Origin of the sequence: Pontibacter flavimaris (assembly GCF_001907195.1) — a bacterium.
In the GTDB taxonomy this organism is placed as follows: Bacteria; Bacteroidota; Bacteroidia; order Cytophagales; family Hymenobacteraceae; genus Pontibacter; species Pontibacter flavimaris.
In genome coordinates, this window is the sequence record NZ_LVWA01000010.1 from 381,984 (window position 1) to 408,406 (window position 26,423).

Annotated in this window: 24 protein-coding genes; 5 read left to right on the top strand and 19 right to left on the bottom strand. The window is 54.5% G+C overall.

Annotated elements, in window-relative coordinates:
• Positions 1 to 83 precede the first annotated feature (83 nt).
• Entirely contained in the window at positions 84 to 1,061 is a 978-nt protein-coding gene (locus tag A3841_RS17110; RefSeq protein ID WP_073854131.1) for a glycosyltransferase family 9 protein, read from the top strand.
• Here A3841_RS17110 and A3841_RS17115 read toward each other — a convergent pair whose 3' ends face one another.
• Together A3841_RS17115 and A3841_RS17120 are read right to left on the bottom strand one after the other, a co-directional pair.
• A complete protein-coding gene (locus A3841_RS17115) occupies positions 1,062 to 2,792 on the bottom strand; it encodes an IPT/TIG domain-containing protein (RefSeq protein ID WP_073854133.1) in 1,731 nt (576 codons plus the stop codon).
• Positions 2,789 to 3,889 carry an outer membrane beta-barrel protein gene (locus tag A3841_RS17120; RefSeq protein WP_139307999.1) on the bottom strand — a complete coding sequence of 367 codons (1,101 nt, stop codon included), beginning with the start codon at positions 3,887 to 3,889 and terminating at the stop codon, positions 2,789 to 2,791. Before A3841_RS17120 ends, A3841_RS17115 begins: the two co-directional genes overlap by 4 nt.
• Positions 3,890 to 3,995: 106 nt before the next feature.
• Here A3841_RS17120 and A3841_RS17125 point away from each other — a divergent pair, with 106 nt between their 5' ends.
• Positions 3,996 to 4,397: a hypothetical protein gene (locus tag A3841_RS17125; RefSeq protein WP_073854137.1), complete on the top strand. Its 402-nt coding sequence runs from the start codon at positions 3,996 to 3,998 to the stop codon at positions 4,395 to 4,397.
• 346 nt (positions 4,398 to 4,743) lie between these two features.
• Here the strand turns inward: A3841_RS17125 and serS are convergent, their stop codons facing one another.
• Positions 4,744 to 6,018, bottom strand: coding sequence for a serine--tRNA ligase (gene serS, locus A3841_RS17130; RefSeq protein ID WP_073854139.1), 1,275 nt, complete (start codon positions 6,016 to 6,018; stop codon positions 4,744 to 4,746).
• Positions 6,019 to 6,305: 287 nt separating this feature from the next.
• Here serS and rho point away from each other — a divergent pair, with 287 nt between their 5' ends.
• A complete protein-coding gene (gene rho, locus A3841_RS17135) occupies positions 6,306 to 8,117 on the top strand; it encodes a transcription termination factor Rho (RefSeq protein ID WP_073854141.1) in 1,812 nt (603 codons plus the stop codon).
• A gap of 715 nt (positions 8,118 to 8,832) precedes the next feature.
• Here the strand turns inward: rho and A3841_RS17140 are convergent.
• From A3841_RS17140 to A3841_RS17155, 4 genes are all read right to left on the bottom strand, one after another.
• On the bottom strand, positions 8,833 to 9,306 hold the full coding sequence (locus A3841_RS17140; RefSeq protein WP_073854144.1) for a hypothetical protein: 474 nt from the start codon (positions 9,304 to 9,306) through the stop codon (positions 8,833 to 8,835).
• Between the two features lie 42 nt (positions 9,307 to 9,348).
• On the bottom strand, positions 9,349 to 10,230 hold the full coding sequence (locus A3841_RS17145; RefSeq protein WP_235861454.1) for a UbiA family prenyltransferase: 882 nt from the start codon (positions 10,228 to 10,230) through the stop codon (positions 9,349 to 9,351).
• A 41-nt stretch (positions 10,231 to 10,271) separates the two neighbouring features.
• Positions 10,272 to 11,117, bottom strand: a complete 846-nt coding sequence (locus A3841_RS17150; RefSeq protein ID WP_083610405.1) for a hypothetical protein — start codon at positions 11,115 to 11,117, stop codon at positions 10,272 to 10,274.
• A gap of 206 nt (positions 11,118 to 11,323) precedes the next feature.
• On the bottom strand, positions 11,324 to 11,827 hold the full coding sequence (locus tag A3841_RS17155) for a hypothetical protein (protein ID WP_073854268.1): 504 nt from the start codon (positions 11,825 to 11,827) through the stop codon (positions 11,324 to 11,326).
• Between the two features lie 192 nt (positions 11,828 to 12,019).
• Between A3841_RS17155 and A3841_RS17160 the strand changes: the two genes are divergently transcribed.
• Positions 12,020 to 14,353 (top strand): penicillin-binding protein 1A, encoded by a 2,334-nt coding sequence (locus A3841_RS17160; RefSeq protein WP_083610406.1) that lies wholly within the window; start codon positions 12,020 to 12,022, stop codon positions 14,351 to 14,353.
• Between the two features lie 118 nt (positions 14,354 to 14,471).
• On the opposite strand, the gene A3841_RS17165 is transcribed toward A3841_RS17160, so the two are convergent.
• The 3 genes from A3841_RS17165 to A3841_RS17175 form a co-directional block, all read right to left on the bottom strand.
• The gene (locus A3841_RS17165) at positions 14,472 to 15,389 is read right to left on the bottom strand and encodes a TIGR01777 family oxidoreductase (RefSeq protein WP_073854146.1); all 918 of its coding nucleotides are present in this window, start codon (positions 15,387 to 15,389) and stop codon (positions 14,472 to 14,474) included.
• A gap of 121 nt (positions 15,390 to 15,510) precedes the next feature.
• Positions 15,511 to 16,206 (bottom strand): GTP cyclohydrolase I FolE, encoded by a 696-nt coding sequence (gene folE, locus A3841_RS17170; protein ID WP_394332896.1) that lies wholly within the window; start codon positions 16,204 to 16,206, stop codon positions 15,511 to 15,513.
• Entirely contained in the window at positions 16,169 to 16,576 is a 408-nt protein-coding gene (locus A3841_RS17175) for a 6-pyruvoyl trahydropterin synthase family protein (RefSeq protein ID WP_073854150.1), read from the bottom strand. Before A3841_RS17175 ends, folE begins: the two co-directional genes overlap by 38 nt.
• Before the next feature lie 214 nt (positions 16,577 to 16,790).
• On the opposite strand from A3841_RS17175, the gene A3841_RS17180 reads away from it, so the two are divergent.
• Entirely contained in the window at positions 16,791 to 17,492 is a 702-nt protein-coding gene (locus A3841_RS17180) for a DNA repair ATPase (RefSeq protein ID WP_073854152.1), read from the top strand.
• A gap of 279 nt (positions 17,493 to 17,771) precedes the next feature.
• Here the strand turns inward: A3841_RS17180 and A3841_RS17185 are convergent, their stop codons facing one another.
• From A3841_RS17185 to A3841_RS17225, 9 genes are all read right to left on the bottom strand, one after another.
• Positions 17,772 to 18,353 (bottom strand): inorganic diphosphatase, encoded by a 582-nt coding sequence (locus A3841_RS17185; protein WP_073854272.1) that lies wholly within the window; start codon positions 18,351 to 18,353, stop codon positions 17,772 to 17,774.
• A 161-nt stretch (positions 18,354 to 18,514) separates the two neighbouring features.
• Entirely contained in the window at positions 18,515 to 18,868 is a 354-nt protein-coding gene (rplS, locus tag A3841_RS17190; RefSeq protein ID WP_073854155.1) for a 50S ribosomal protein L19, read from the bottom strand.
• A 148-nt stretch (positions 18,869 to 19,016) separates the two neighbouring features.
• Positions 19,017 to 19,694, bottom strand: a complete 678-nt coding sequence (trmD, locus tag A3841_RS17195; RefSeq protein ID WP_073854157.1) for a tRNA (guanosine(37)-N1)-methyltransferase TrmD — start codon at positions 19,692 to 19,694, stop codon at positions 19,017 to 19,019.
• Positions 19,694 to 20,281 (bottom strand): ribosome maturation factor RimM, encoded by a 588-nt coding sequence (gene rimM, locus A3841_RS17200; protein WP_073854159.1) that lies wholly within the window; start codon positions 20,279 to 20,281, stop codon positions 19,694 to 19,696. The genes trmD and rimM overlap by 1 nt, the downstream gene beginning before the upstream one ends.
• Positions 20,282 to 20,292: 11 nt before the next feature.
• Positions 20,293 to 20,844 carry a 30S ribosomal protein S16 gene (locus tag A3841_RS17205; protein WP_073854161.1) on the bottom strand — a complete coding sequence of 184 codons (552 nt, stop codon included), beginning with the start codon at positions 20,842 to 20,844 and terminating at the stop codon, positions 20,293 to 20,295.
• Between the two features lie 173 nt (positions 20,845 to 21,017).
• A complete protein-coding gene (locus A3841_RS17210) occupies positions 21,018 to 21,788 on the bottom strand; it encodes an acyl-CoA desaturase (RefSeq protein WP_073854163.1) in 771 nt (256 codons plus the stop codon).
• 170 nt (positions 21,789 to 21,958) lie between these two features.
• Positions 21,959 to 22,642 (bottom strand): RluA family pseudouridine synthase, encoded by a 684-nt coding sequence (locus A3841_RS17215; RefSeq protein WP_073854165.1) that lies wholly within the window; start codon positions 22,640 to 22,642, stop codon positions 21,959 to 21,961.
• A 144-nt stretch (positions 22,643 to 22,786) separates the two neighbouring features.
• The gene (gene panB, locus A3841_RS17220) at positions 22,787 to 23,605 is read right to left on the bottom strand and encodes a 3-methyl-2-oxobutanoate hydroxymethyltransferase (RefSeq protein WP_073854167.1); all 819 of its coding nucleotides are present in this window, start codon (positions 23,603 to 23,605) and stop codon (positions 22,787 to 22,789) included.
• Between the two features lie 78 nt (positions 23,606 to 23,683).
• Positions 23,684 to 26,380: a putative LPS assembly protein LptD gene (locus A3841_RS17225; protein ID WP_073854169.1), complete on the bottom strand. Its 2,697-nt coding sequence runs from the start codon at positions 26,378 to 26,380 to the stop codon at positions 23,684 to 23,686.
• Between the last annotated feature and the right edge of the window lie 43 nt (positions 26,381 to 26,423).

Below are 26,423 nucleotides of genomic sequence, written 5' to 3' on the forward strand. Positions count from 1 at the left end.
TCTATGAAATCCGTAAGCTGAAAGCTTACCCCAAGTATAGCCACAAGTTGAAAACTTGCGGCAGCGTTTGTTTAAAGTATAACATGCCCAAAATCCTCATACTTCGTTTTTCCTCCATCGGCGATATTGTGCTGACCACGCCTGTTATCCGCTGCATCAAGCAGCAGGTGCCGGGGGCGGAGGTGCATTATGTTACCAAAAAAGCCTTCCAAAGTATACTTGCTCCTAACCCGTACGTGGACAAAGTGCATGTGCTGGGCGAGAAACTGAGCGACCTGGTGCAGGAGCTGAAAGCGAAGAACTTCGACTATGTAGTGGATTTGCACAACAACCTGCGCACGCGCATCATCAAAGCAAGACTGGGCAAGCCGGGCCGCAGCTTTAATAAGCTCAACTACGAGAAGTGGCTGATGGTAAACTTCAAACTAAACCGCCTGCCTGACGTGCACATTGTACAACGCTACCTGGATGCCGCTGCTGCGCTGGGTGTGAAAGACGATGGCGGTGGCCTGGACTATTTTATACCTGCCCCGGATGAGGTGGACGTTTATACTTTGCCGGAAGGATTTCAGAACGGTTATGTAGCCTTTGCCATTGGCGCGCAGCACTATACCAAGCGCCTGCCCACCGAGCGAATTATAGAATTGTGCGAGCGCCTGCAGCAGCCAGTTATACTTTTGGGGGGCAAGGAAGACGCCGCCACCGGTGAAGAAATCACTGCACACTTCACCAACCGATCAACGAACAACGAACAACGAACAACGATTTACAACGCCTGCGGCAAGTATAACCTCAATGGCTCGGCCTCACTGGTGCGGCAGGCCACGCAGGTGGTAAGCCACGACACGGGCCTGATGCACATTGCAGCGGCTTTTGGGAAAGACATCATCAGCGTGTGGGGCAACACCATTCCGGAGTTTGGCATGTACCCCTTCCGGACGAAGTATAAAGTGCTGGAGGTACGCGGCCTCAGCTGCCGCCCCTGCTCCAAAATCGGCTACAGCAAGTGCCCCAAAGGACACTTTAAGTGCATGCGGGAGATCTCGTTTGAAGGGCTATAGTTAAGGCGTATACTTATAAAAACGGGTAAAGCAATTGCTATAAGCAGACGAACGAAGCATGCCCACGTATAGGGCATCCTTAGTGGCAAAGCCAGAGAAACTTATATTGTAATAGTAGCCGTACTGGTCTGCCACACAGCCGGGGTAGAAAGCAGCCTTTTCCCACGATTTAGTAGAGGTGTTGTAGCGATACAGTGTCGGGTACTGCCTCTGCGTGAGCAGGTATACATCTGAGCCGTCTGTGGTAAAGGCATGGCTGTCGCTGGCGCTGTACTGGCTGTGAACGGACCAGGAGTCTGTGGCCTGGTTGTACTCCATCACGCTCCCGTTCACCAGTAGGTAACCTTTGCCATTTTGGCTGAATGCGCTACCATATGCAACATAACCTGGTACCCTGTTAAGTGTTGTGAACTGCTCCGTCTGCGGGTCGTAGCGCCGTAGGATATAGCTGCTTTCGTTGCTGGTGCCCCCGGCAAAGTATATCTTCCCGTCCAACACAAAGCTTGCTACGCGCGACGTATAAACCTTGAGGCCAGGCTTCTCCTTCCAAATGCCTGACCTGAAGTCATACTCCCACACATCACCATAATTGTAGAATCCTTTCGTGCCCCCAATAAGGTAGGCCTTGTCGCCAACACGCTGCCACAGTGGAGTAGAGCGACCTAGCCCCGGAAACTTGCTTTCCTCACGCCACTGCCCGGTGGCCGTAGAGTAGCTAATTACACGGTTGTAATCGAAGAAATACCCCTTTCCATCGGCCTCAAAAGCTGGCATATAGCTTGACTGTACCGGCAGGTCCAGCGCTGTAGCCGAACTGAAGTTGGAGCGGATGGTAAAGCTGAAAGGAATACTGGCGGTTTTCTCGCCGGCCGTAACCGTGAGTGGCAGCGGCGTGTCAAATTCCGCAGGATCCGGAAAGGGAACCTCCACCAGCAGTTTCGTGTCGAAGGCGGAGAGCACTTTAAATTGCATCAGTCCGTGACGCACGTACGGCCCCCATTGCCCACCGAAGAGGTGCTTCCCGAACAGCGTTAGCGTATCGCCGGGTGTGGCCTCTAGCTTGGACATCTTATGTATTTCAGGTCCCCAGATTCTGAATGTCTCCTCTGATACGCCTATTTTGTCCTTATACCTCTTCACCTGTATCGGGAAGGAGCCAAAATGCTTCGACCCCGATATCCTTACTACCAGTTTGTTGTCATCAGATGATAAAACATTGGCTCTTACTGGTCCAACGAACACCTCCATTTCATACTTGTTTTTTGAAAAGTTGAAGCCTGTTATGGTAATCTGGGTGTGGTCAGGGCCTTCTTTAGGTGAAAAGTCTGTGATGGTAGGCGGGCTGGTGACAAAGCTCGTGGCTTCCATGTAGGGGCTGTAAATGGTCTTGTCGTCCACAACGGCGTAGGCTCTTACTTCATAAGTGATTCTACTGGTAAGCCTTGCCGACAAGACGGCGCTGAACTTATTGTCAGCCATGGTGGCGGATACTCTCGCCTCTGACTGCTGATCACCCGATTGGGGTTTGTAGGCGAATCCATACTCTGTTGGAGCGTTTTCGCCCTGGTATAGGATAATGGCCGACGCCTTTATGCCAGTGCTGTCAGGAAAGGCCTGCTGCATCTCCAGGTAAGGGTGTTGCAGCGCCTTCGGGAACTCCTCCTCTTTGGCGCAGCTGCACAGGCAAACAAAGACCAGGTACAGGATGTAACGGGTGAAGCAGGTTTTCATAGGTTGAGGCTAACGGTAAGGGACTGGTTGCTGATATGGAACTGTTTGCTGAAAGTGTTTCCCTGGCTGATGCCCACTGACACGTAGTGCCTGGGGAGGTAAAAATAGCTGATGCCTGCACCTGCCTCAAACCCAAACATCACCTCAGAGCTGACAAGGGAAGGGGCAAGGTGCAGCCATACCTTGTCTCCCTCGGTTACGGCTTTCACCGCCTGGGTGTCGCTTTGCAGAATATAGGTTACACTTGGGCCTGCCTGCGCAAACAGGCGCAGCTTGGAGAGGGTATGGCTATACTTTGGCAGCAGGGAGAGGCTGGCGTAGTCGAGGTCCACTTTGTAATCATAGCGCGTATCCCGGCCGGTCGTAGTTTCGTTAAACCGCATTTTGCCGTAGCTGGCCTGTGTTTGCACCGACAGGTTGTTCACCGACCAGAGCGGCAGGTCGGCAAAGGCACCCGCGCTGATATTGAGGGATGTTGCTTTTACCGGGCTGTCATTCCCCTCCAGCCATGAGCCTTTGCTAGTAAGCACGGAGCGGTTAAAGGAAGAGAAAACGCCAACGCTGCTAAACATAATGGTTGGCGACTTGCCTTCTGCTCTATTGTTCACAAAATAGCGTAGCGCTTTTGGCTTGAGTTTGAACAGGTGGAGCTCATCGTACCAGCTATCGGAAGGGGCTGTCAGCGATCGTAGGTACGGGAGCAGGTCCTGCTCCCGGATTTGTTCAGAGGCAGAGGAGGGCTTGAGAAAAACGTTGTCGCGCCTGAAGTAGAAGAATGTGCTGTCGCCTAATACCTCTATAAAAATATGCAGCGGCTTGCCATCAGCAAGTATGGTTTTGGTAACAAAGTTCTTACCGTCCTTGAGTTTGAACCCAGCAAGTTGCTCAGAACTGTAGAGCATGGAGGAGCCTTGTCGGAAGCGGTTGAATTGTATCTGCCAGGGCTGACGGTGGTCGAAGCTTATAAAGCCTTCGTTGTACTCTCCGCCTTTCTTGATGATGAAGCCCTTTGACGACTGACCGAAGCTTTGCAGTGCCACCAGGCACAGCAGGAGCGGCAGGAAAAGTAAACAAGTTTGTTTTCTGAGTAGTATCACGTGATGTTAGGAGCTGGTAACAGGTAATAAATATACAGATACAAGTATATATTGCAAAGTAAATGAACTTACGGGCTATATTTGAACCGATTTATGAGTAAAAGCTATGCCTAAATATAACTTAACCTGGCAGGAAGCCGATGTGCAACTACTGGAGGCGCTTCTTTTAGCATCCGGCGAAGAGGGCGGTGCGCCGCTGCACGAAATCTTGCTCATGGCCGATGCCGTGGACGGAACCGTGCTCTCGCAGAATGAAGTGGAGCAGGGGCTGGAGAAGTTGATGTCGGTGGGATATGTGGCGATTAAGAAGAATAAACTGCTGCTTACGCCAACATTCTTAACAGACTATGAAAGTATAGACGGTGCCGAAGACGAGCGACTGGCCCTGGAGCAGCTGCTGCAAACCAAAGCGCTACAGGCCGAGAACTTCGATGAGCCCAAGATCCTGATCAAGAAGTATAAACTCAAAAACCAGTACCAGGCTTACCTGGAGCAGTTTGGTGGTTGATAGATTTGGAGATTTGGGAATTTGGGAATGAGAAGATTTGGAAATTTGGAGATGTGAAGATTGGGCAATAAATTATATTCGCTCCATTAACAGGACAAAAGCCGTTGAGTAGTCAGCGGCGTTTGTTTTAAAGAATTTCCAAATCCTCCCATCTTCCCATCCCCATCTTCCCATCTCCAAATTTACACAGCTTCAAATTTTATACTTACGCGCCCTTTTGCTTGCTGGTGAAAACACACAGCAAGGGCGTAAGCTACTAAGCAGAACAGCCGCTGATTTGGTCAGCGGCTGTTCTGCTTAGTAGGGTTGGAGCATCTTCACATCTCCACATTTCCAAATCCTCAAATTAGGAAATCTTCTCAAACCCTAAGTAGGAGTGCAGCACCTTTGGCATGTTAATGCCGTCCGGCGTTTGGTTATTCTCAAGTATAGCCGCTACAATGCGGGGCAGGGCCAGGGCGCTTCCGTTCAACGTATGCAGCAGCTGTGTTTTGCCCGACTCGGTTCTGTAGCGCAGCTTCAGGCGGTTGGCCTGGTAGGTCTCGAAGTTTGAGGCCGAGCTTACCTCCAGCCAGCGGCCCTGGGCGGCAGAGTATACTTCCATATCATAGGTAAGGGCAGAGGTAAAGCCCATGTCGCCGCCGCACAGGCGCAGCACGCGGTAAGGCAGCTCCAGTTTCTGCAACAGCCCCTGTATGTAGCTGCTCATCTGCTCCAGCGCCTCGTAAGACTTCTCGGGCAGCGTTATCTGCACAATCTCCACCTTGTCGAACTGGTGCAGGCGGTTCAGGCCGCGCACGTCGGCGCCCCACGAGCCGGCCTCGCGGCGGAAGCAGGGCGTGTGTCCGGCATTCTTGATTGGCAGCTGATCCACCGGAACAATTTCATCGCGGTACATGTTTGTAATAGGAACCTCCGCTGTCGGGATCAGGTACAGGTTATCTGCCGTGGCATGATACATCTGGCCGTCCTTGTCGGGCAACTGGCCCGTGCCGTAGCCAGACGCCTCGTTTACCACAATCGGTGGCTGCACCTCCATGTACCCGGCCTTGATGGCCTCATCCAGGAAGAAGTTGATAAGCGCGCGCTGCAAACGTGCCCCCTGCTTCTTGTAGAACGGAAAACCAGCCCCGGATACTTTATTACCCAACTCAAAGTCAATGATATCGTACTTCTGAATTAGTTCCCAGTGCGGCTGCGCGCCTTCGTGCAACTTAGGTATCTGGCCATGCTCCAGCACCACCTCGTTGTCCTCGGCGCTTTTGCCAAAGGGTACGCTCTCGTGCGGCAGGTTCGGCAGCTTGTACAGCGCCTTCTGGATGTCGTCTTCGATGGAGGAGAGTTGCTCAGCTAGGGCTTTGGTTTGCTGCTTCAGTTCGGAGGTTTCGGCTTTGGCGGCCTCGGCCTTCTCGCGCTCCCCGCTCTTCATCAGCAGGCCGATTTCCTTGGATAAGGAATTGGCGCGGCTTTGAAGGGTATCGTGCTCGTTCTGGATCTGGCGTCGTTGCTGGTCGAGCTCCAGCAGAGCGGCAACTTCCTGGGCCGCGTTTTTGTAGTTTTTCTTGTTCAGCCCGGCAATCACCTGCTCGGTCTGTTCTCTTAAAACTGGTAGCTGTAGCATAAGTAAGTATAAAGTATGAACGCAAAAATAGAGCTTTTTAACTAGTTAGCGGCTTTTGCGAAATCTTTTAAGCAAAAATTGAAACTTTTTATCTAAAACAACCGGTAATATTTGTTAATTAAAAGGCATTGCAATAACATTGCGGTACATTTGAAGAAGGCCATAGTTCCCGTGCCTTTCTGACTCTTTCGCAACCTATTCTATTTTCCTGAAATAAACGAAAATCTCTCGCTTTGTTCGCTCACCGCGATACCTGGCAAGTTAAGTTAACTACCATACCACTATTTATGTATAAAATTGAAGAATTGAAAGATAGGCTTCTTTCAGAGCTCAAAGAGATTGCTGAGCACTTGGGTGTTAAGAACTTTAAGAAGCTCAGCAAACAAGACCTCATTTACAAGATCCTCGATCAGCAAGCCGTTTCCCCTTCAGACACCATCTCCAAAAAATACAATCCTGCAATACAAGCCGAATCTGCTGGTAGTGAAGAGTCTGCTGATGTTGCAGTTGCTGTAGAAGTAGAAGAAGCCCCTGCCAAGCCCGAAAGGCGCCCCCGCGTGCAGGCCGCTGCCCGGACCGAGGAAAGAGTGCCGGTGGCTGTGCCCGCCGAGGCTCCTGCCAAAGACCATGGCGCCCAGGGCCAGCGCGAGCGCGTTCGCAAAGACGATAACCGCACCGACACCCGCACTGAAGTGCGTGAGAACCGCCCCGAAACCCGTGAAAACCGGTCTGAGGCGCGTGATAACCGCGGCAACGATAACAAGGCAGAAAGAGAAAATCGCAACGATAACCGCGGCAATGATAACCGTGGTAACGATAACCGCGGAAACGACAATCGCGGAAACGATAACCGTGGCAATGATAGCCGTGGTAATGACAATCGTGGCAACGATAACCGTGGCGACAACCGCAGCAACGACCGTACTGATAACACGCGCCGTAGCAGCCAGCAGAATGCCGCTAGTGCCAATAACTTTAAAGAGTTTGATGGTATCATCCTGAACGAAGGTGTGCTGGAACTGATGCAGGATGGCTACGGCTTCCTGCGTTCCACCCACTACAACTACCTCGCCTCGCCGGACGATATCTACGTTTCCCCATCACAGATCAAATTATTTGGACTGAAGACGGGCGATACGGTAAAAGGCCAGATCCGCCCGCCGAAGGAAGGAGAGAAATATTTTGCACTACTTAAGGTGGAAACCGTGAACGGACGCACGACCGAGGAGATCCGCGACCGTATCCCGTTCCAGCACCTGACGCCGCTTTTCCCGGAAGAGCGCCTGAAACTGACCACACGCCCAAGCCAGCTTTCCACCCGTATCCTGGACCTGTTTGCCCCTATCGGTAAAGGCCAGCGTGGTATGATCGTGGCGCAGCCGAAGACAGGTAAAACCGTGCTGCTCAAGGAGATCGCTAACGCCATCTCGGAAAACCACCCGGAAGTATACCTGATGATCCTGCTGATTGACGAGCGCCCGGAAGAAGTAACTGATATGGCCCGCAGCGTAAGAGCCGAGGTAATTGCCTCTACGTTCGACGAGCAGGCCGAGCGCCACGTGAAGGTATCGAGCATTGTACTGGATAAAGCCAAGCGCATGGTAGAGTGCGGCCACGATGTGGTAATTCTGCTGGATTCCATTACACGCCTGGCACGTGCCTATAACACGGTGGTTCCTTCGTCCGGCAAAATTCTGTCGGGTGGTGTGGATGCCAACGCACTGCACAAGCCGAAGCGCTTCTTCGGTGCGGCCCGTAACGTAGAAAACGGCGGCTCGCTCACTATCATTGCCACGGCCCTGATCGACACGGGCTCTAAGATGGACGAGGTGATCTTCGAAGAATTCAAGGGTACCGGTAACATGGAACTGCAACTGGACCGCAAGCTGGCCAACCGCCGCGTGTACCCAGCCATTGACGTTCCGGCTTCCGGTACGCGCCGCGAGGACCTGCTGATGGACCGCGACGAGCTGAACCGTATCTGGATCCTGCGCAAGTTCATGTCCGACATGAACTCGATAGAGGCCATGGAGTTCCTGAAAGAAAGAATGAAAGGCACCAAGAGCAACGAGGAGTTCCTGATCTCGATGAACGGGTAAGGAGAAGCGTTAGCTTAACATATACTTGCAGCCTGCCATACTTCGTGTTTGGCAGGCTGTTTTGTTTTATACTTTGATATGTTATTTCTGGCGCAAGCGGACGCTTGTGCCTTTACTTAATTAATGGTGCAAGTCTTCAGACTTGTATCCAACCATGGCGTCGGGTCTGTGACTCGACTGGCTTGAAAAGCCATACTTGCATTTGCTAAAGTTTTATCTTGGGCCATCCTTTATACTTCAACTATTCTTTATACTTACCGATTTATACTTTCATAGCCGCTGCTTCCAGCAATTCGACACAAGCTATCCTTTCTAGCAACCGCTGATCCTCTAGTTCCCACAAACCTACTGTTGCACATCATACTTTGGTGCTCTCCAGCCCGAGAGGGCTCGCCTTCGGGCATCGCGCTGGGAGCTTTTCCTGCCCTCGTACCTCGGGCTGCCTCACTCACGTTCGGCACCGGAAAAACTCGCATAGGCGCTCAGCCCAAAGGCTGGGAACATTTCGATAGCCGCCTGCTATGTAACTCGAACCGAGCTCCCTCCCCTGTTCTTAGGGGAGGGTTGGGGTGGGGTGATAAGACCAGGAGCGGGTTCATACTTCTGTAGAGACAGTTCGCGACCTGTCCGCGCGATACCAGTAACTATGAAACTTATACTTTGGCTATGGCAGCTACCGTTAGGGGAGGGGCGACGTCTGTAAAAATCCGATTGCCTACCACCAAAAACTATAATCCGGCCTTAACAACAGGTAGAAAGTATAGGTAGCAACAAAACCGAAGACAATGTGGGCAAAGATGAGCGAGGTGAGGTAGCTGCGGAGGGTGATGATCGGCGGGCGGGGGTGCACCATGAAAAAGAAGTACCAGATCACCATCGCGACTAGCCCGTGCGCCAGGCCGAACAACAGTCCCCAGGAGGCGGTGGGCACCCCTACACCGGAATTCCAGAGCGCCAGGTAAACTACAGAGAAGAATATGCCCGCGGCATAGTGTGCAATGGTGCCCGCCACCTTGGTGCCGGTGAGTTCTGAGAGGCTGCCATCAGGGTGGGTGCGGTTCAGCAACATGGTGCCCAGGAGGCGCGTCACCTTCATCACGCGGTGCGTGGCAAACGAGAGCAAGTATAAAAAGGCAGTCATGGCGGCGGTGCCGGCGATGCCCGCCACGACAGCGTCTAAGAACTTCATGGGCGTAGTGTGTTGCAGCTATTCGCTACTACGGAATCAGGTTTATGTTGGCCATGTGCGGGCTAGCAACATCAACAAAAAAGCCCCGCTAATGCACAGGGAAGAGAGCTTGTTCATCTGCATCGTATTCTCAAAGTTCACCACACCACGGTCTTTCTGCGCGCGCAGCACCCACCCGGCAAAAAAGTATACAACAGGCGCCGTGCAGAGCAGGAAGATGAAAATATTGCCCACCTGCCCCACGCTGAAGTATAGCCACAGCAGCAGCGCCGTGCCAGCCAGCAAACTGACAGCGGCAAACATGTAGGTGCCGTTGATGCCCAGCAGCAGGCTCAGGGTACGGTCGCCGCGGCGGCTGTCTTCGGCATGCTGATAGATTTGAGTGAGGGGGTAGGAGCCGCACAGGAAAAGTGTACTCACCAGCGCAAACCAGATGTTCGGGGGCTGAAGCACCTGCTGCATTGCTAGCCCCACGCCTACCTGCACCATCCCGTAGGTAAACGCCCCCTGAAAAAATGTAACCACCACTGTGCTCAGGATCGGGTACTTCTTCAGGCGGATGCCCTCGTAACTGTAGGCCTTGGAGATAAACAGGTACAGCGCTACCAGGCTGGCAAAGAGCGGCGAGAGCAGCAGGCTGAAAAGTATGGCCAGCACATCGAACAGCAGCACCAGGTGCATGAGCTGCCGGTTAGGCTTTGGTGGTTTTTTAAGGCCGCCTATACTTCCCTCGTCGCGGTCGTAGTAGGAGTTGTAGCCGTTGCTAGCGGGGTACACCAGCCCATGCAGCACCAGGAATACCGCCACCGCCTGCCACACGTCCACCTGGGGCAGCGTGCTCAGCGCAAACCAGAAAATCGGCATCAGGTACACCGAGAACGGGATGCGCATCAGCGTGAGGGCAGTGCTATACTTGCTGTTCAAGTTCGTTGTCCGTTATCCGCAACATTCATTCAATCACTCATTCAAAATTCCTCCGGATACCCGATCAGGTAAATCACATGCTTGCCCGGACCGGCACCGGCGCGGCCGGAGCGCCAGGTATAATTTGCTGTTTTTACCTCCGATGCCATGCGCTGCAGTTGCTCGGGCGTGTACATGCGCAGCAGCGATACCGTGCCATCCCAAAGTATACCCAAAGGGATAAGTGGTAAGATGTACGTGAAAAACAGCCTGCTGAGCCGGAACGGACGGATAAAGGGCGTGACCAGAAGTATAAGTATGGGGAAGAGCAGCCACAGCAGCAGCAACTCCAGCCAGCTTTTGCTGGCCCCCTCAAAAATGCCGATGGCGGCACGCCTGCCGGCGGCGTCCTGAAGTATGGCTTTGGCCAGGTGCGGCGGAAAATGGTGGAACGAGGAGAAGATGGTGCGCACGCCTTTTATACCTGGCGGCACAGCCGTGGCATTAACGGGCTCAGGTATAAAGTTGATGGCACCTCCGGAGCTTTCCTGCAGGTACTCGTATGCGCCGAGGTTCGGGTAAAGGTCGGAGAGGGTGACGCGGACGGTGGTGCCCATGCGCTGGCTCAGCTGCTGCTGTATGGCGGCGATACCGCCTCCGGCACCCGAGCAAAGGTCGGTGATGTGGCGCTGGTGGGTGCGCTCCAGCAGTTCCTGCAGCAGCGGAATCGCCGCCTCGTAGGCGTTCAGCCGCGTGATCATGAAGCGCAGGAAGTCGAGCATGCCCTGCCGGAGAACGTGCGGGAACCAGCGCAGGTCTTCAAACTCGAAAAGTTGGAGGCGGATGTTCAAGGGCTGCTTTTTGCTGAGGTACTCCGTAGCACCGGCAAAGGTTTTCCGGCCTCTCAAAAGTATAGGCGCAAGTATAAACGCAGCCGGTCTATACTTGCGCCAAAGAAAGTATGGAAGTATAAATTAACAAGTTGCGATTTACTGATGCAGTGCAGGTGTAAACCCACCCCTACCCCTCCGAGGAGGGGAATCACCTACTCTTTTGCGAAATTCCCCTCTTGGGAGGGGTAGGGGTGGGTTGATCGCAACTTGAGTTATAAATTTTAGATCAAACCCCTCTCACAGGCACCTACCCGCAGCCCGTCGCCGGTGTTGCTGAAGAACTGCCAGTACTCCGCAGAGGGTTTCTCCGGCTCCGGCAGCACCGAGAGCGTGGAGCCATCGCTAAAGTATAAGAGCAGCCCCCAGTTATCCTGCTGCTCCGCGCGCTCCACCACCAGGTTCGGGTTGTTCTTTACCAGTTCCGTCAGGCGCTGGTCCAGCATGCTGGAACCGGGCCTTTTCCAGTCCCATACCGGTGTTGGCAGGCCCGCCTCGCGCTTGCGGATGTACATTTCGCTGTGCTTTATGCGGCCGCCGTCGGTCAGTTGCAGCTCCCAGGGGCAGTTCACGGCCAGGGTCATCTCGCCCACGTCCAGCACCAGGCCCTGCGGTGTGGTGTAGTGGGTGTGGCCAAAGTGGAAGTATACAACTGTTTCGGTACGGGTGGTCTTGTTCAGCGGCAGCCCAATTACTCTGTTAAAAGCCTGTTGTAGTGTAGCTTGCATTTTTGTGGCGATCTTAAGTGCGACTTCTGGAACAAATATAGCCAGCACACGTCAAAGTATACTTGTTCTAACAATATTTGCGAAGTAATACAGGGCGTACTTCTTGGAAGTTGTGTACAAAAAGTATCTTTGTGATCGTTTTGTATAAAGTGCGATTGGGAATTTAACCGGAACAGCCGCTATTTGCTAAAGATGCCGAAGGAGCAAGAGAAAGTACAAGAACCTAAAACATCCTCATCCATAGCCCATAAGGTGATCAGCTTTGCCTGGAAAGCATTTTTCCTGGGGATTGCTGTGGTGGTGGGGTACCTGCTGAGCGTGGAGCACAACGTGCTGTACCTGTTCGGCGCCACGCCAAGCCTCGACAGGCTGGAGAACCCCAGGTCCGACCAGGCCTCCGAGCTGTACACGTCCGACGGCAAGCTGATCGGGAAATATTTCCGGGAGAACCGCAGCCCCGTAACCTACAGGGAGCTCTCGCCGCAACTGGTGCAGGCGCTGCTGGCCACCGAGGATATCCGTTTTCACGAACATGCCGGCATCGACCCGGAGGCGATCGTATCGGCGGTGTACGGCACCTTTCAGGGCGAGGCCCGCGGCGCCAGTACCATTACCCAGCAGCTGGCCAAGAACCTCTACAAAACCCGCACCGACGACTCCAAGGGCGTGCTGGGCCACATCCCCGGCCTCAGTATCGTGATCTCCAAAACAAAGGAGTGGCTCACGGCCATCAAACTGGAGCAGCGCTACACCAAGGAGGAGATCCTGACGATGTACCTGAACACGGTGGACTTTGGCTCCAACTCCTTCGGGATTAAGGTAGCGGCCAAGACTTTCTTTAACAACACACCCGAGAAGCTGAAGATGGAGGAGGCCGCCATGCTGGTGGGCCTGCTCAAAGCCCCGACCTACTACAGCCCCCGCTTTAACCCCGAGAACGCCACCCGCCGCCGCAACGTGGTGCTGGGCCAGATGGTAAAGTATGGTTACCTGGATAAAACCGCGGCCGACTCGCTGAGCCAGGTGCCGCTGGTGCTGGACTACAACGTGGAGAACCATTACGACGGCCCCGCCACTTACTTCAGGGGAGCCGTGGCCGATTACCTGCAGGAGTGGTGCAAGGACAACGGCTACGATCTGTACCGCGACGGCCTGAAAGTATACACCACCATCGACTCCAGGATGCAAGCCCACGCCGAGGCTGCCATGGAGGAGCAGATGCGCAAGCTGCAGCGCCGCTTCGACAACCACTGGAAAGGCAAAAACCCGTGGGTGGATGAGAAGAACCGCGAGATACCGGGCTTTATCGAGGCAACCATCAAGCGCACCGCCTACTACAAGCGCCTGCAAAAAAAGTATGGCGATGACATGCAGGCGATAAACAAGGAATTGAACCGCCCGCGCGAGATGAAGGTGTTCACCTGGGACAACGACTCGTTGGAGAAGACCGTGACCATGAGCCCGCTGGACTCGCTGGCCTACTACAAGCACTTCCTGCACGGCGGCATGATGACCATGGACCCTTTCTCAGGCCATATCAAGGCTTGGGTTGGCGGCATCAACTTTAAGTATTTTAAGTATGACCACGTGAAACAGGCGCGCCGCCAGCCGGGCTCTACCTTTAAGCCGTTCGTGTACGTGGCCGCGATAGACAACGGCTACTCGCCCTGCGACAAGATCGTGGACCAGCGCATCACCATCAACTACGTGGAGAAGGGCGAAAAGAAAAGCTGGTCACCAAACAACGCCGACTGGGAGTATACGGGTGCTCCGATGACATTGCGCCGGGGCATGGGCAAATCGGTGAACTCGGTAACGGCCCAACTGACTGAGAAGATAGGATGGGAAACGGTGGTGAAGTATGCCCAAAAGCTGGGCATCAGCAGTCCGCTGCAGGCAGTGCCTTCCATAGGCCTTGGCCCGAGCGATGTTTCTATCTTTGAAATGGTGGGCGCCTACAGTACTTTCCCGAATTATGGCTTCCACACCGAGCCGATGTTCATCACCCGCATTGAGGACCAGAACGGAAACCTGCTGCACCAGTTCACGCCCAAGCAGAAGAAGGTGCTGAGCGAGGAGACGGCCTTCCTGATGATGCACATGCTCAAGGGCGGCATGGAGGAGCCCGGCGGCACCTCGCAGGCGCTGTGGGAGTATAATCTGTGGAAAGGCAACGAGATAGGGGGTAAAACCGGTACCAGCTCCAACCACTCCGACGGCTGGTTCATGGGCGTGACCAAAGACCTGGTGACGGGCGTGTGGGTGGGTGGCGAGGACCGCAGCATCCACTTCCGTACCTCGCAGCTGGGCGAGGGCTCTAAGACGGCGCTGCCGGTGTTCGGGCGCTACATGGAGCGTATTTACCAGGACAAGGACCTGGGCTACACCATGGGCCGCTTCCCCAAGCCTACCGTCAAGATCAGCAAGAAGTATAACTGCACCACCGTGCTGCCGAAACAAACCATGCCAGACTCCACCCAGATGGACTCCATCCTGGAACTGCTGAACGTTGGGGATATCCTGTAGAAGTATAAACTGCGGCTGTTGCCGGCAGCAATGGCGCTAACAGCACCTGCTCAAGCATAAAAGAAGAAGGGCCGGCTATACTTTAGCCGGCCCTTCTTCTTTTATACTTGGGTTTTCTCTACTCCTCATTCTTTTCGTAAAACGACTCCAGGGCATCCTCCAGGTAGTTGTACTCGAACGTGAAGCCCGTCTGCAGCACCTTGTTGGCGCTTACGCGCTGGCTGGCCAGCACCACCTCACTCATCTCGCCCATCATCAGGTTTATGGCAAAGGCGGGCACCTTGGGCAGCACCAGGGGCTTATTCATGGCCTCGGCCAACTCTTGGGTGAATTCCTTGTTCGTGACCGGGTGCGGGGCCACGGCATTGTACACCCCCTCCAGCTGCGTGTCCTCGATGGCGCGGATGAACAGGCGGCACAGGTCATCGATATGAATCCAGGACATGTACTGCCTGCCGGTACCCAGCGGGGCGCCGGCCATCATTTTTACCGGCCTGGCTATCTGCGGCAGGGCACCGCCCTTCGGGCTCAGCACGATGCCCAGCCGCAGGATAACGGTGCGCAGGCCCAGGTCGCGCATTTGCCAGGCAGCTGCCTCCCAGGCTTTGCATACCTCCGCCAGAAAGTCATCGCCGTAGGTGCTCTCCTCCGACATCAGTTGGTCGCCGGCATCGCCGTAGATGCCGATGGCAGAGGCGGAGATAAACCCTTTTACGTGGTGCTCCGGGCGGCCAAGGCACTTGTGCAGCAGGTTTGTGCTGTCCACGCGGCTCTTCAGGATTTCCTTTTTGCGCTCATCCGTCCACTTTTCAGCGGCTATGCTGGCGCCTGCCAGGTTCACGATGTAATCGGCGTAGGTGAGGGCGCTCTCATCGATGTAGCCATTCTTTACATCCCACTTAAAGGTTTTGTAACTGGATACCTTATCGGGCTTGCGGCTGAGGTGCGCCACTTCGTAGCCCTGGTCTATCAGCAGTTCCGATAAACGCATCCCTACTAACCCCGAGCCTCCTGTTATGAGTATTTTTCCTGGCATAAGCTTGTGTATGTTTGCACAGTAAGTTCACCTATACGCAACTTAGGTATATTTAAGTTTTCTTATATTTTTTAGGAGTGCAGGGGCCCACCCCGGAAGATATGCCAGTATGGGGTATGGGTTAGCGCTTGGTGCGGATGTGGCCCAGGAACTCCGTGCGGTAAGCCTCCTGCTCAAACAAGCCGGAGTACTCCGCCGTGATGGTGCTGCTGCTCACGTCGTTCACGCCGCGGCTCATCACGCACAGGTGGTCGGCCTCTATCAGCACCGCCACGTTCTCTGTCTGCAGCGCCTGCTTCAGCTCGCTGGCTATCTGCATGGTCATGCGCTCCTGCACCTGCGGGCGGCGGGCGTAGTACTGCACAATGCGGTTCAGCTTGGAGAGCCCGATCACGTGCTCGTTGGGGATATAAGCCACGTGCGCCTTGCCAATGATGGGCACAAAGTGGTGCTCGCAGGAGGAGTAAACGGTAATGTCGCGCTCCACCAGCATTTTGTTATACTTGTACTTGTTCTCGAAGCGGCGCGCATGCGGCTTGTTGTCGGGGTGCAGGCCGCTGAAGATCTCCTTCACGTACATCTTGGCCACGCGGTGCGGTGTGCCCTTCAGGCTGTCGTCCTTCAGGTCCAGGCCCAGGGTGTGCATGATCTCGCGGAAGTGCCCCTCGATGATGGTAATCTTCTCGTCGTCGGAAAGTGCAAAGGCGTCGTCGCGCATGGGCGTCTCCAGAGAGCTCATCACGTGGTCGTCCATCGCCTCCTCGTTCTCCAGGTCGTGGTTATCCATTATATTCCACAAAGTTTCGTTCAGTTTCATACAGTTGTACTGCTAAGTCGTAATCGGGGCTGATCTTGTCGCGCAGTTTTTTCCAGATCACCACCGCTATGTTCTCGGCGGTGGGGTTCAGCTCCCGGAACTCTGCGGTGTCCAGGTTCAGGTTCCGGTGGTCGAACTTGCTTACCACCTCCTCCTTCACCAGGTCGCTCAGCTTCTTCATGTCGTACACGTACCCAGTCTCGGGGTCTACCGTGCCCGTCAGTTTTACGACCAGCTCATAGTTGTGCCCATGGTAGTGGGGGTTGTTGCACAGCCCGAAAACCGCGCTGTTCTGCTCGTCCGTCCAGGCGGGGTTGTGTAGTCGGTGCGCAGCGTTGAAGTGCTCCTTCCGGCAAACGGTTACTCTCATAGTGCTTTAAACAGCTTTTGGTCGGTAAAGTTTGGCCCTACCCCCGATTACCTCCGACTGCGCGTGCCATAAGTTTGCAAAGTTAGCGTAGCTTGCCCGAATCCCAAACCAAAAGGTTCTAAATTAATTCGTTTCGCCTTCGCCCATTCTGCCGGCTATTCTTTAACTTCGTGTATCAATCAAACCTATCGGAGTACAAAAAAACAGGAGCCGTATGAGAGGATTTATACTTGCTATTTTCGTGTTGGTGGCCGGCGTTTGCCAGGCGCAGGCGGTGCAGGTAAAAGAGGTGGAGCAGGAGGTGCTGGGCGTGAAAAGGCATGGGCAGCAGCTCTTGGTGCAGCTGGACCCCAAAACCGTGGAGCGCTCCTGGAAGGAATACCTGGGCGAGGAGGCCGGCCGGGCGAAGGTTTCCAAGGGCGTGATAACAGTGGACGCAGCGAAGCTGGAGGAAATCGCGAAGGAGCCCGTGCGCCTGTACTCGATGGTGAGCAGCGATGCCACGGGCAGCAAGGTGTGGTGGACGCTGGACCTGGGGACTGGTTACCTCAGCAAAGCCGCCACACCCAAGGAATATGCCGCCGCAGAGAAGTTTATGCGGGCCTTTGCCCAAAAGCTGTACCGCGATGATGTGTTCCGGCAGATAAACGCCGCAGAGGACGTGCTGAAGGCCACCAAAGCCGAGCAGGACCGCGTGGTGAAAGAGGCCAACAGCCTGCAGCTAAGTATAGAGCGCAACAAGCAGCGCCGCAAAGAGCTGGAGGCCGAGCTGGTGCGCAATGCCGAAGACCTGAAGCAACTGGAGCAGGACGTGCAGGTGAACCAACAGAAGCAGGAGCTGAGCCGCCAGCGCGTACAGGACATGGAGAAAGCCGTGGATGCGGTCCGGGCCAAGCTGCTGCAGGTAAACAAGTAGCAACCGGTTTTATACTTTTGATTTTATAACACCCACCTCTAACTATGTTGAGGAGGGGAATTCCTGCAACTGTAATGATTCCCCTCTTGGGAGGGGTTAGGGGTGGGTTCACACCTTCACCAAAGTAGTAAATTGCAATCGGGATTTTATACTTGAGGAGACGCCATGATTGCGTCTCTTTTTTATGGGCTATGGTTCGTGAAGCAGAAGTATAAAGTATAGCTCATACTTCCCAGCCTGCTCTAATTACGGACCTCAGGAGACGCAAGTATAGCCCGGCTACAGCTTCATCCAGCGCTGGATCTCCTTCTCGGCGAACTTCTCGTCGCGCCAGCCTACAAACTTGGTGTTGGAGGCTTTGTTGTAGTTTGAGAACCAGATCTGAAGTATGGCCTTGGCGCCCGGATAGTTCTGGCTGAAGCTCTTGTAATTCGTGGCGTCGATGCGGCGCTCGCTGGGCCGCGATGGCACGGCCACCACCACATGGCGCAGCTCCCCGTAATTCTCCAGCTGGATCAGCCCTACCGGGATCACCTCCATCTCCGTGCCCGGCTCGCGCCGCTCCGCCAGCACCAGTACCTCCAGCCCTCTGCCATTCTTGTCTATCTCCGTGGAAGGTATAAAGCCAAGGTTGCCCGGGTAGGGGAGGAAGTTCACCTCTCGCTCGTGGCCCGCATTCAGGTCCGGCACAAACTCTTTCTTCTCTTTATCATACACCAGCCTGCGGGTGTTCCCGGCCGGCGTCTCCACCACCGCCTGCAGCTGCTTGTTTGCCGAGTAGGTGGGCAGCCCGGCGTAGTCGGTTTTGCAGGAGGCAAAAAACAGCAGCAAGGGTAGCAAGTATAAAGTATGGCGTTTCATGGTGCGGAAGTGCTTAGGGTTACACTGCAAATATAAGCAGCACTGGCGGCAGGGTAAAGTATAACCGGCAGCGCAGGGTAAAGTATAGGCACAAAAAAAGGAGCCGAGGTTGTCGGCTCCTTTTCACAAAAACTATGGAAAACTTATGAAAACAGGTATTCTTATCTTCTTTCCTTGATACGAGCCGCCTTGCCCTGAAGTCCTCTCAGGTAGTACAGTCTTGCTCTTCTTACTTTACCTCTTCTTACCAGCTCGATCTTCTCGATGGATGGAGAAAGAAGCGGGAAGATACGCTCTAAGCCAATTTGGTTAGATACTTTTCTTACAGTGAACGTTTCTCCGTTTGTGTTCACGTTCTTACGCTGAATCACAACACCCTGGAACTGCTGGATACGCTCTTTGTTACCCTCACGGATTTTCACGTGAATGTTTATAGTATCACCCGCCTGGAAAGTTGGGAAAGAGGCGCGCTTGTCAGTAGATTCCTGCTCAATGAATTTAATTAGTTCGCTCATGATGGCTATGTTCTCTTAAAGTATCTTCTTCAAATTTCGGACTGCAAAGATATGTAAATATTTATTACATAAGAACATTTGCAGAAAAAAAATATAGTTTCTGGCGGCCACCTCAGCAAAATTTTGCCTATGACCCTGTTTGGTTCTGTTACTCGCTTAACAGATCGGGGCGGCGCTGCCTGGTGCGCTCCACGGCCTGCTCAAAGCGCCACTGCTCAATCTTCGGCGTATCGCCCGACATCAGGATGTCCGGCACTTTCAGGCCTTTGTACTCGGCAGGGCGGGTATACACCGGCGGGGCTAGCAAACCGTCCTGGAACGAGTCTGTCAGCGCCGAGGTCTCGTCGTTCAGCACGCCCGGGATGATGCGGATAATGGCGTCTGCCAGCACCGCTGCGCCCAGCTCACCACCCGACAGGACATAGTCCCCGATGCTGATCTCGTGCGTCACGAAATGCTGCCGTACGCGCTCATCCACGCCTTTGTAGTGGCCGCAAAGTATGATCACGTTCTCCAATAGCGAAAACTGATTCACGATGCCCTGGTTAAGCGTCTGCCCGTCCGGCGTCATGTAGATGATGGCATCATACTTGCGGTCGGCCTGCAGCTCCGAAATGCACTTATCAATCGGCTCAATCATCATCACCATCCCTGCACCGCCGCCAAAGGCATAGTCATCAATCTGGCCATGCTTGTTTACGGCATACTGGCGCAGGTCGTGGATGTGGATCTCCACCAGGCCTTTTTGCTGCGCCCGCTTCAGAATAGAATGGCTGAAGGGACTTTCCAGCAGGTCAGGCTGGCACGTGATGATATCGAAGCGCATTACTTTTTCTCCTCCTCGGTGTCGGCCTCGTCCAAATCGTCGGCTTCGTCGGGGCCGGATGGCTGCGTGTATACTTCCAGCAGACCCTCCGGCAGGCTTACGTGCAGCTGCTTGGCTTCGTGGTCAGCGCGCAGGAAGATCTCGTCCATCACCGGCACCAGCATCTCCTGGCCCAGGTAATCCATCACCATCAGCTGCTGCTGTGGCAGGTCGTAGAACTCCTTCACCGTACCCAACGCGCCGTGCTGCTGGTCCACCACCTGGTAGCCGATCACGTCGTGGAAGTAAAACTGGCCTTCCTCCAACTCCGGCAGCTCGTCGAGCGGCAGATAGATAGAGGTGTTGCGCAGCGCCTCGGCCTGTTCGATGGTTCCAATGTCCTCGAACTTAATGATGAAACGGCCTTTCTGCACCGGCTCCAAGGTCGTTATAAAAAAAGGAATCAGTCTTCCCTTTTGCTCCAGGAAAACTGATTCCAGATCTTCATAATCTTCGGGGTAGTCTACGTCAAAAAACGCGACGACCTGCCCCTTGGTGCCATGGGTCTTGACGATATAGCCTAACAGGAAGCATTCATCAACATGCATGGCACACCGACTTATGCTTGCTCTTCAGTAGACTCGCCTTCGCCGCCTTCTGCAGGGGCCTCAGTAGCCTCTTCTGCAGGAGCAGGAGCGTTCGCAGCAGCTTTCTCAGCCTCACGCTGACGGATAGCCTCTGCACGGGCCTCTTTCACTTTGCGCTCAGCCTCCAGAGCGGCGGCACGCTTGGCTTCTTTCTCAGAGCCCGCCTTCTGGCGTTTCTCCTCGATCTTAGACTCTTTCGCTTCTTTCCACTCGTTGAAACGAGCATCAGCAGTTTCCTGAGTGATGGCACCTTTCGCCACACCTATCTGCAGGTGTTTCTTGAACAGGATACCTCTGTAAGAAAGCATTGCCTTCACGGTGTCAGTTGGCTGCGCACCGTTCATTACCCACTGAAACGCCTTGTCTTCGTTGAAGTCGATAAAGGCTGGCACAGTGTTGGGGTTGTAAGTACCCAGTTTCTCGATAAACTTACCATCACGTGGTGAACGAGCGTCAGCTACTACGATATCGTAGATAGCGGCTTTCTTGCGGCCTCTGCGGGCCAGTCTGATTTTTACTGCCATTGTTTATATAAAATTACGTCGGCGGAACCCGTCCGCCAGTTTTTAGAACCGCAAAATTAGGGAAATAATTTCTGATTATCTATAGCGTATGTTGATTAATTAATCTGCTGTGCCTCAGTTACAAGTATAAAGTATAAAAAAGCCCTCCGTTGCGGGAGGGCTTTGAAGTATGGTTAAGCACTTGCTTTTGCTCTTGGCGGCTTGGCTGCCTTCACTTTCACGGGCTTCAGCTTGATGATGCTCAGTTTGTCGAGCGTCCAGATAACCGGCCAAGTAGGGTCCACTTCCCACCACTTCACGCCGAAGTTCACGCGGTTAGGCAGCTTGTGGTGGTTGTTCTGGAACAGCTCACCGCCCGTCAGGAAGTCGAAGAAAAGCGAGTTTCTGGATTTGTCGTTGTTGTCGAAGTTCTGGTAGCCATACTTGTGGCCGCTCCAGTTCACGATGGCGCCGTGCACCGGGCCCATCAAAAAGTGCAGCGGCAGAAGCAGGAACATCCACCACTGCGTGGCAAAGGCAATGTAGAACAGCACGTAGGCGACGCCCCAGCCAATTCTGGACCAGTAGGAGTCGCCAATCTTCTCCAGCAGTGGCCATACCGGGTAATTGCCCTCGAAGCGGCGCTCCGGCTCCACGCGGTGGTTGAGCACGTTGTTGTAAATCTCCTTCGTCTTCCACATCATCGTGAAGGCGTTGTTGGAGAAGTGCGGCGAGTGCGGGTCGCGTGCGGTGTCGGAGAAAGCGTGGTGCATGCGGTGCAGAATGGCATAAGCGCGCGGCGACAGGAACGAAGAGCCCTGCGCCATGTAGGTGAGCAGGTAAAATGCCTTCTCCCAGAACGGGCTCATGGTAAACATTTTGTGTGCTGCGTAGCGGTGCAGGTAAAAGGTCTGCACAAAAAGCGACAGGTACCAGTGCACCACAAAAAAGATAAGTATGGCCATGAATGTATCGGGTATAAAGTGATTTGATTCTTCTATTGCGGCGGTTAACGTGCTTAGAAACATGCCTTGCCATACGCAAAGCTACAACACGAATTTAAAAGTAAAATAGGAATGGTGGGGCAAAAGTTCAGAAACTGATAAATATCATGTTTAGGGGAGGGTGCTTTATGCTACGCTACTAGTTGGCTAAACGGGCCCCACACGGGTGCGCCAGGGAGCGGGGCGCTTACCGTAACCTGCGTTTTGAGCGTGGGGTGCGTGAACTGCAGCCGGCGCGCGTGCAGGGCTATACTTTTATCGGGAAGCGGCTGTGCGGCGCCATACTTCAGATCGCCAAGTATAGGGCAGCGCATGGATGCCAGCTGCACCCGTATCTGGTGGGGCCTGCCGGTGATGGGGTTCACCTCCAGCAGATACGTGCCCTGTTGCGCGCTCAGTAGTTTATAGTTGAGCTCAGAGCGCGAGCCGGCGGCGTTTTCCTTGGCGTAGGCCTTGGTTACGTTGCGGGAGCTGTCTTTCACGAGCCAGTGCACCAGGTTGCCCCGTTCCTGCTGCGGGCGGTTCTGTACCACGGCCCAATAGGTTTTAGTAGTCTGCTTGCTGCGGAAGAGCTCGTTGAGGCGCGCCAGGGCCTTGGAGGTTTTGGCCAGCAGCACCACACCGCTCACGGGCCTGTCGAGGCGGTGCACCACGCCAACGAATACGTTTCCAGGCTTGTTATACTTCTCCCGGATGTACTCCTTTGCCAGGTCAGCCAGCGTCACGTCGCCTGTCTCGTCGCCATGCACCAGCAGGCCCGCGGGTTTGTTTACCGCCAGCACATGGTTATCCTCATAAAGTACTTCTATACTCATAAGTATAAGTCAGGGAGTAGTGAGCAGGTATAAGTATAAAGTGTAGATACGGACAGGGAAATATGTTAGAGAGCGGGAAGGCTATACCGCAATGAGGTGTCAAAGCATAACTTCCTAACTCTCTAACTTTTTAACTCCTAAACTTTAGTACGCCTCCTTCTCGCTTGGGAAGTCCTGGCTTTTTACATCCTTTACATAGTTCTGCACCGCATCCGTCATAATACTGTGCAGGTCGGCGTAGTGGCGCAGGAAGCGCGGCTTAAACTCTTTGTTGATGCCCAGCATGTCGTGCACCACCAGCACCTGCCCATCCACGTGCGGGCCAGCGCCTATGCCGATGATCGGGATCTGCAGCTTTTCTGCCACTTTTTTAGCCAACTCAGAGGGGATTTTCTCCAGCACAATAGAGAAGCAGCCCAACTCCTGCAGCAGCAGCGCATCGTCAATCAGTTTCTGCGCCTCGGCATCCTCCTTGGCGCGAACAGTGTAAGTGCCGAATTTATAGATGGACTGCGGCGTAAGGCCCAGGTGGCCCATTACAGGCACACCCGCGCTGAGGATGCGCGTGATCGATTCCTTTATCTCGGCGCCGCCCTCCAGCTTTATCCCGTGCGCCCCCGACTCTTTCATGATGCGGATCGTGGAACGCAGCGCCTCCGAGGAATTGCCCTGGTAGGAGCCAAACGGCAGGTCCACCACCACAAAAGCCCTGCTCACGCCCCGCACCACCGAGGAGGCATGGTAGATCATCTGGTCCAGCGTAATGGGCAGCGTCGTCTCATGGCCCGCCATCACGTTAGAGGCCGAGTCGCCCACCAGCAGCACGTCTACGCCGGCGGCATCCAGAATGGTGGCCATCGAGAAATCGTAGGCGGTAAGCATGGAGATCTTCTCCCCACGCTCCTTCATGTTCTGCAGTTGGTGCGTGGTGACTTTCTTGATATCGTTTTTATGTACAGACATGGCTGTTGATGGATTAGACTGTAAAGCTATAAAATCTAGAAACAAAAACAGCCACCTTTTGTTGGTGGCCGTTCTGGGTCAATAGTTGTATCCGGTTCTGCTGCGCTTGGTTAATTTCAGGTCCTGCAGCAGCGACGAGCGGGCGTTTATGGTCAGGTTGTAACCGCGCTGGAGGCCGAAGGGCACCCAGCCGATGCTCATGTCCCAGCAGTGCAGGTCGCGGTAAATCTGCACGTTGGCGTAGGAGATGTTCTGGTTCGAGATGTCGTAGGTGGCATTGTAGGTTACCTTCCATTTCTCCGTCACGTTCAGGGAGCCGTCTATGCCCGCCGTCTGCGTCAGGTTGGAGCGGCCCACCAGCCCGAAGGAGCGGTTGTAGCTCATGGTATAGTTCACGTTCAGCGTCCACGGAATCTTGAAGTCCACGTACTGGGGCAGCATCGGGTCAAACGGCTCCCGCTCCAGCGACGGCAGGTTGTCCGGCGTCGGCGACTCCGAGCGCATGGCCTCCGGGTTCAGGCTGGCCGTCAGGTTCAGGCTGGCATTCGTCACCCTTCCCAACCGCCCTTTCAGCAGATCGAAATAGTACCTGTCAATGTCCCGGCCTGTGCTGTCGTTCTTCTCATAAGGGTCCAGTGTGGTGTTGAAGTTCATGTTGATGAACCTGAAAAGCTTCGTGTTCATGGATATCCTGATGTCTGCCAGCTTCAGCGAGTCGCGGGCAAAGTCGTAGCCGGAGGAGAGGCGCAGGTTATCGATGATACTTACTTTCTCCGTCTTCACCTCTGCCGTGTCGCTCTTGGCCTTCACCTTCATTTCAATGCTGTTGTCGATGCTGAAGTTAAGGGCGGAGCTGAGGCCGGTGGCCGGCAGGCCGCTCCGGAAGCGGCCCAGGTCGCGGTACTGGGCCTGGTTTGAGTTAGGGTCAACGCCCACCAGGGTGCGCTGGTAAAAGCCGAAGCGTTCATCGGCAAAGTCAGGGCGGAAGTTATAGCTGATGCTGGGCCTTACCAGGTGGCGGATAGCCTCCACTTTGCCGCCGGGCTTAAAGTTTACCGTGCCGTACACCGTGGTGCTCAGGTTGGCGCCGGCGCTGTACTGGTACACACGGCCGAAGTTGGTGGTGTCGATGTCCACGCGCTGCGAGTCCGGGTTGAAGTTGAAGGTATACTTCTCGTCAAGCCAGGTTTCGCTGTAGTTCACGCTCGGGCTGAAGTTAAAGAAGCGGGCAATCTTGTAGTTGCCCAGGCCGATGCCGAACGCGTGCACGGCCTGCTTCTGCCCACTGTCCCACAGGCGCTGCAGGTTGTCAAAGTTAATGTCAATGGTATCGGCAGGGGCCGACTCCAGCAGCGGGAAGTCGGAGCGCGTGCGGGCGGGCTGCAGGTTAGACACCGTGTTGGATGCCCGCACGTTGTAAGAGAGCGTGAACTTCTCGTACCACTTGTTCGTGCCGGGTTCGTCTGAAAACAGCTCGGACACGGATACCTGCGACATGCTGAAGTTAAGGTCCGGCAGCACGAAGTTCATTGTTCCCGTCTGCGTGCTCTGTCCCTGGCTCGCCTTGATGGTATAGCTGAAAGGCGAGTTGGGTATGGTTTTCTGGTAAGAAACGTTCGAGTTAAAGGTAGGCGACAGGTACTGCGCAGAACTGTTGTAGTTGATGCGCTGGTGCAGCTGGCTACCGGCGTTAACGCTGGCGCTGAAGGAGCCGCGGCCCGGCTTGGTAACGGGGCTGTGGTTCCAGTTGATCCAGAACGTCTGCCTGGAGGAAGGCAACTGGCTGAGCGGGTTATCCGTCGTTCTGGACCTTTCGATGTCCGCCTCGTCGTTCTTGAAGTTGTCGTACGTGAAGCGGAAGCTGCCGCGGTAGGCGTAGCGTTTCACGTAGTCGGTGCTGGCCTCAGCGTTCCATCCCCCCAAGGAGTAGATGTCGCCCGTGAGCCTGGTGCCCACATAGTCGTTCCAGGCAAAGTAGTAGCCGCCGTTATTGAGGTAAAAGCCCCGGGCGTTCTCGCCATAGCTCGGCACAATCACACCGGAGGCCCGCTTGGACTTAGGCGTAGGGAAGAGGCCGAACAGAAAACCCAGCGGCGTAGGAATGTCCCCAATCACGAGGTTAAACGGGCCGGCCATCACCTTGTCGTTCGGGATGGCCTTAATCTTACCGGCGTTAATGTAGAAGTGCGGGTGCTCCAGGTTACAGGTGGTATACTTGTTGTGCAGGCCGAAGAACTCGTTGTTCTCGTTGCGCTTCACCACTTCCGAGTGTATATATCCCTCGCCCTGCTGCGTTACTACTTCAGAAATGCGGCCACGGCGGGTTTTATAGTTGTAGGCAATGCGCTTGGCTGCGTAGGTCTCAGCGCCCTGCGTAAAAACCGGGGTGCCAGCCTCCTTGCCGGTGGAGTCGGGGAGGGTGGTGGCGGTAAGGGTGTTGGTTTCGTAGTTGATCTGGATGTAGGCGGCCTCCAGGTTCATGTCGCCGTAGTTGATCTTGGCGTCGCCGTAGAGGTGCACCACCTTCTGGTCTACCTCAAACTGCATCGAGTCTCTGGCAGAGTATTTGATAGTGGTCGCGATATCCCCCTGCGGGGCGGCCATGTTCAGGGAATCCTGGCCGGCAACAAGGGCCGTATCCTGCGAAGCCACAGTGGGGGTATCCTGCGGGGCAACGGTGCCGGCACGCTTCAGCCCGCGCTGGGCGTGAGCCAGCGGCGAGGAAAGCAGGACCGCCTGCAGCAGCAGTAAAAAAATAAAAATGTAGTGGCGCAACTTCTTCAGAGTTCCCTAAAAGTTTACTTAATTTGTACAAAGT

Bases quoted from the DNA above. Each gene is read 5' to 3' on its own strand.
- A3841_RS17110 (WP_073854131.1), top strand. From the start codon at position 84: ATGCCCAAAATCCTCATACTTCGTTTTTCCTCCATCGGCGATATTGTG.
- A3841_RS17115 (WP_073854133.1), bottom strand. From the start codon at position 2,792: ATGAAAACCTGCTTCACCCGTTACATCCTGTACCTGGTCTTTGTTTGC.
- A3841_RS17125 (WP_073854137.1), top strand. From the start codon at position 3,996: ATGCCTAAATATAACTTAACCTGGCAGGAAGCCGATGTGCAACTACTG.
- serS (WP_073854139.1), bottom strand. From the start codon at position 6,018: ATGCTACAGCTACCAGTTTTAAGAGAACAGACCGAGCAGGTGATTGCC.
- rho (WP_073854141.1), top strand. From the start codon at position 6,306: ATGTATAAAATTGAAGAATTGAAAGATAGGCTTCTTTCAGAGCTCAAA.
- A3841_RS17140 (WP_073854144.1), bottom strand. From the start codon at position 9,306: ATGAAGTTCTTAGACGCTGTCGTGGCGGGCATCGCCGGCACCGCCGCC.
- A3841_RS17155 (WP_073854268.1), bottom strand. From the start codon at position 11,827: ATGCAAGCTACACTACAACAGGCTTTTAACAGAGTAATTGGGCTGCCG.
- A3841_RS17160 (WP_083610406.1), top strand. From the start codon at position 12,020: ATGCCGAAGGAGCAAGAGAAAGTACAAGAACCTAAAACATCCTCATCC.
- A3841_RS17165 (WP_073854146.1), bottom strand. From the start codon at position 15,389: ATGCCAGGAAAAATACTCATAACAGGAGGCTCGGGGTTAGTAGGGATG.
- folE (WP_394332896.1), bottom strand. From the start codon at position 16,206: ATGAAACTGAACGAAACTTTGTGGAATATAATGGATAACCACGACCTG.
- A3841_RS17175 (WP_073854150.1), bottom strand. From the start codon at position 16,576: ATGAGAGTAACCGTTTGCCGGAAGGAGCACTTCAACGCTGCGCACCGA.
- A3841_RS17180 (WP_073854152.1), top strand. From the start codon at position 16,791: ATGAGAGGATTTATACTTGCTATTTTCGTGTTGGTGGCCGGCGTTTGC.
- A3841_RS17185 (WP_073854272.1), bottom strand. From the start codon at position 18,353: ATGAAACGCCATACTTTATACTTGCTACCCTTGCTGCTGTTTTTTGCC.
- rplS (WP_073854155.1), bottom strand. From the start codon at position 18,868: ATGAGCGAACTAATTAAATTCATTGAGCAGGAATCTACTGACAAGCGC.
- trmD (WP_073854157.1), bottom strand. From the start codon at position 19,694: ATGCGCTTCGATATCATCACGTGCCAGCCTGACCTGCTGGAAAGTCCC.
- rimM (WP_073854159.1), bottom strand. From the start codon at position 20,281: ATGCATGTTGATGAATGCTTCCTGTTAGGCTATATCGTCAAGACCCAT.
- A3841_RS17205 (WP_073854161.1), bottom strand. From the start codon at position 20,844: ATGGCAGTAAAAATCAGACTGGCCCGCAGAGGCCGCAAGAAAGCCGCT.
- A3841_RS17210 (WP_073854163.1), bottom strand. From the start codon at position 21,788: ATGGCCATACTTATCTTTTTTGTGGTGCACTGGTACCTGTCGCTTTTT.
- A3841_RS17215 (WP_073854165.1), bottom strand. From the start codon at position 22,642: ATGAGTATAGAAGTACTTTATGAGGATAACCATGTGCTGGCGGTAAAC.
- panB (WP_073854167.1), bottom strand. From the start codon at position 23,605: ATGTCTGTACATAAAAACGATATCAAGAAAGTCACCACGCACCAACTG.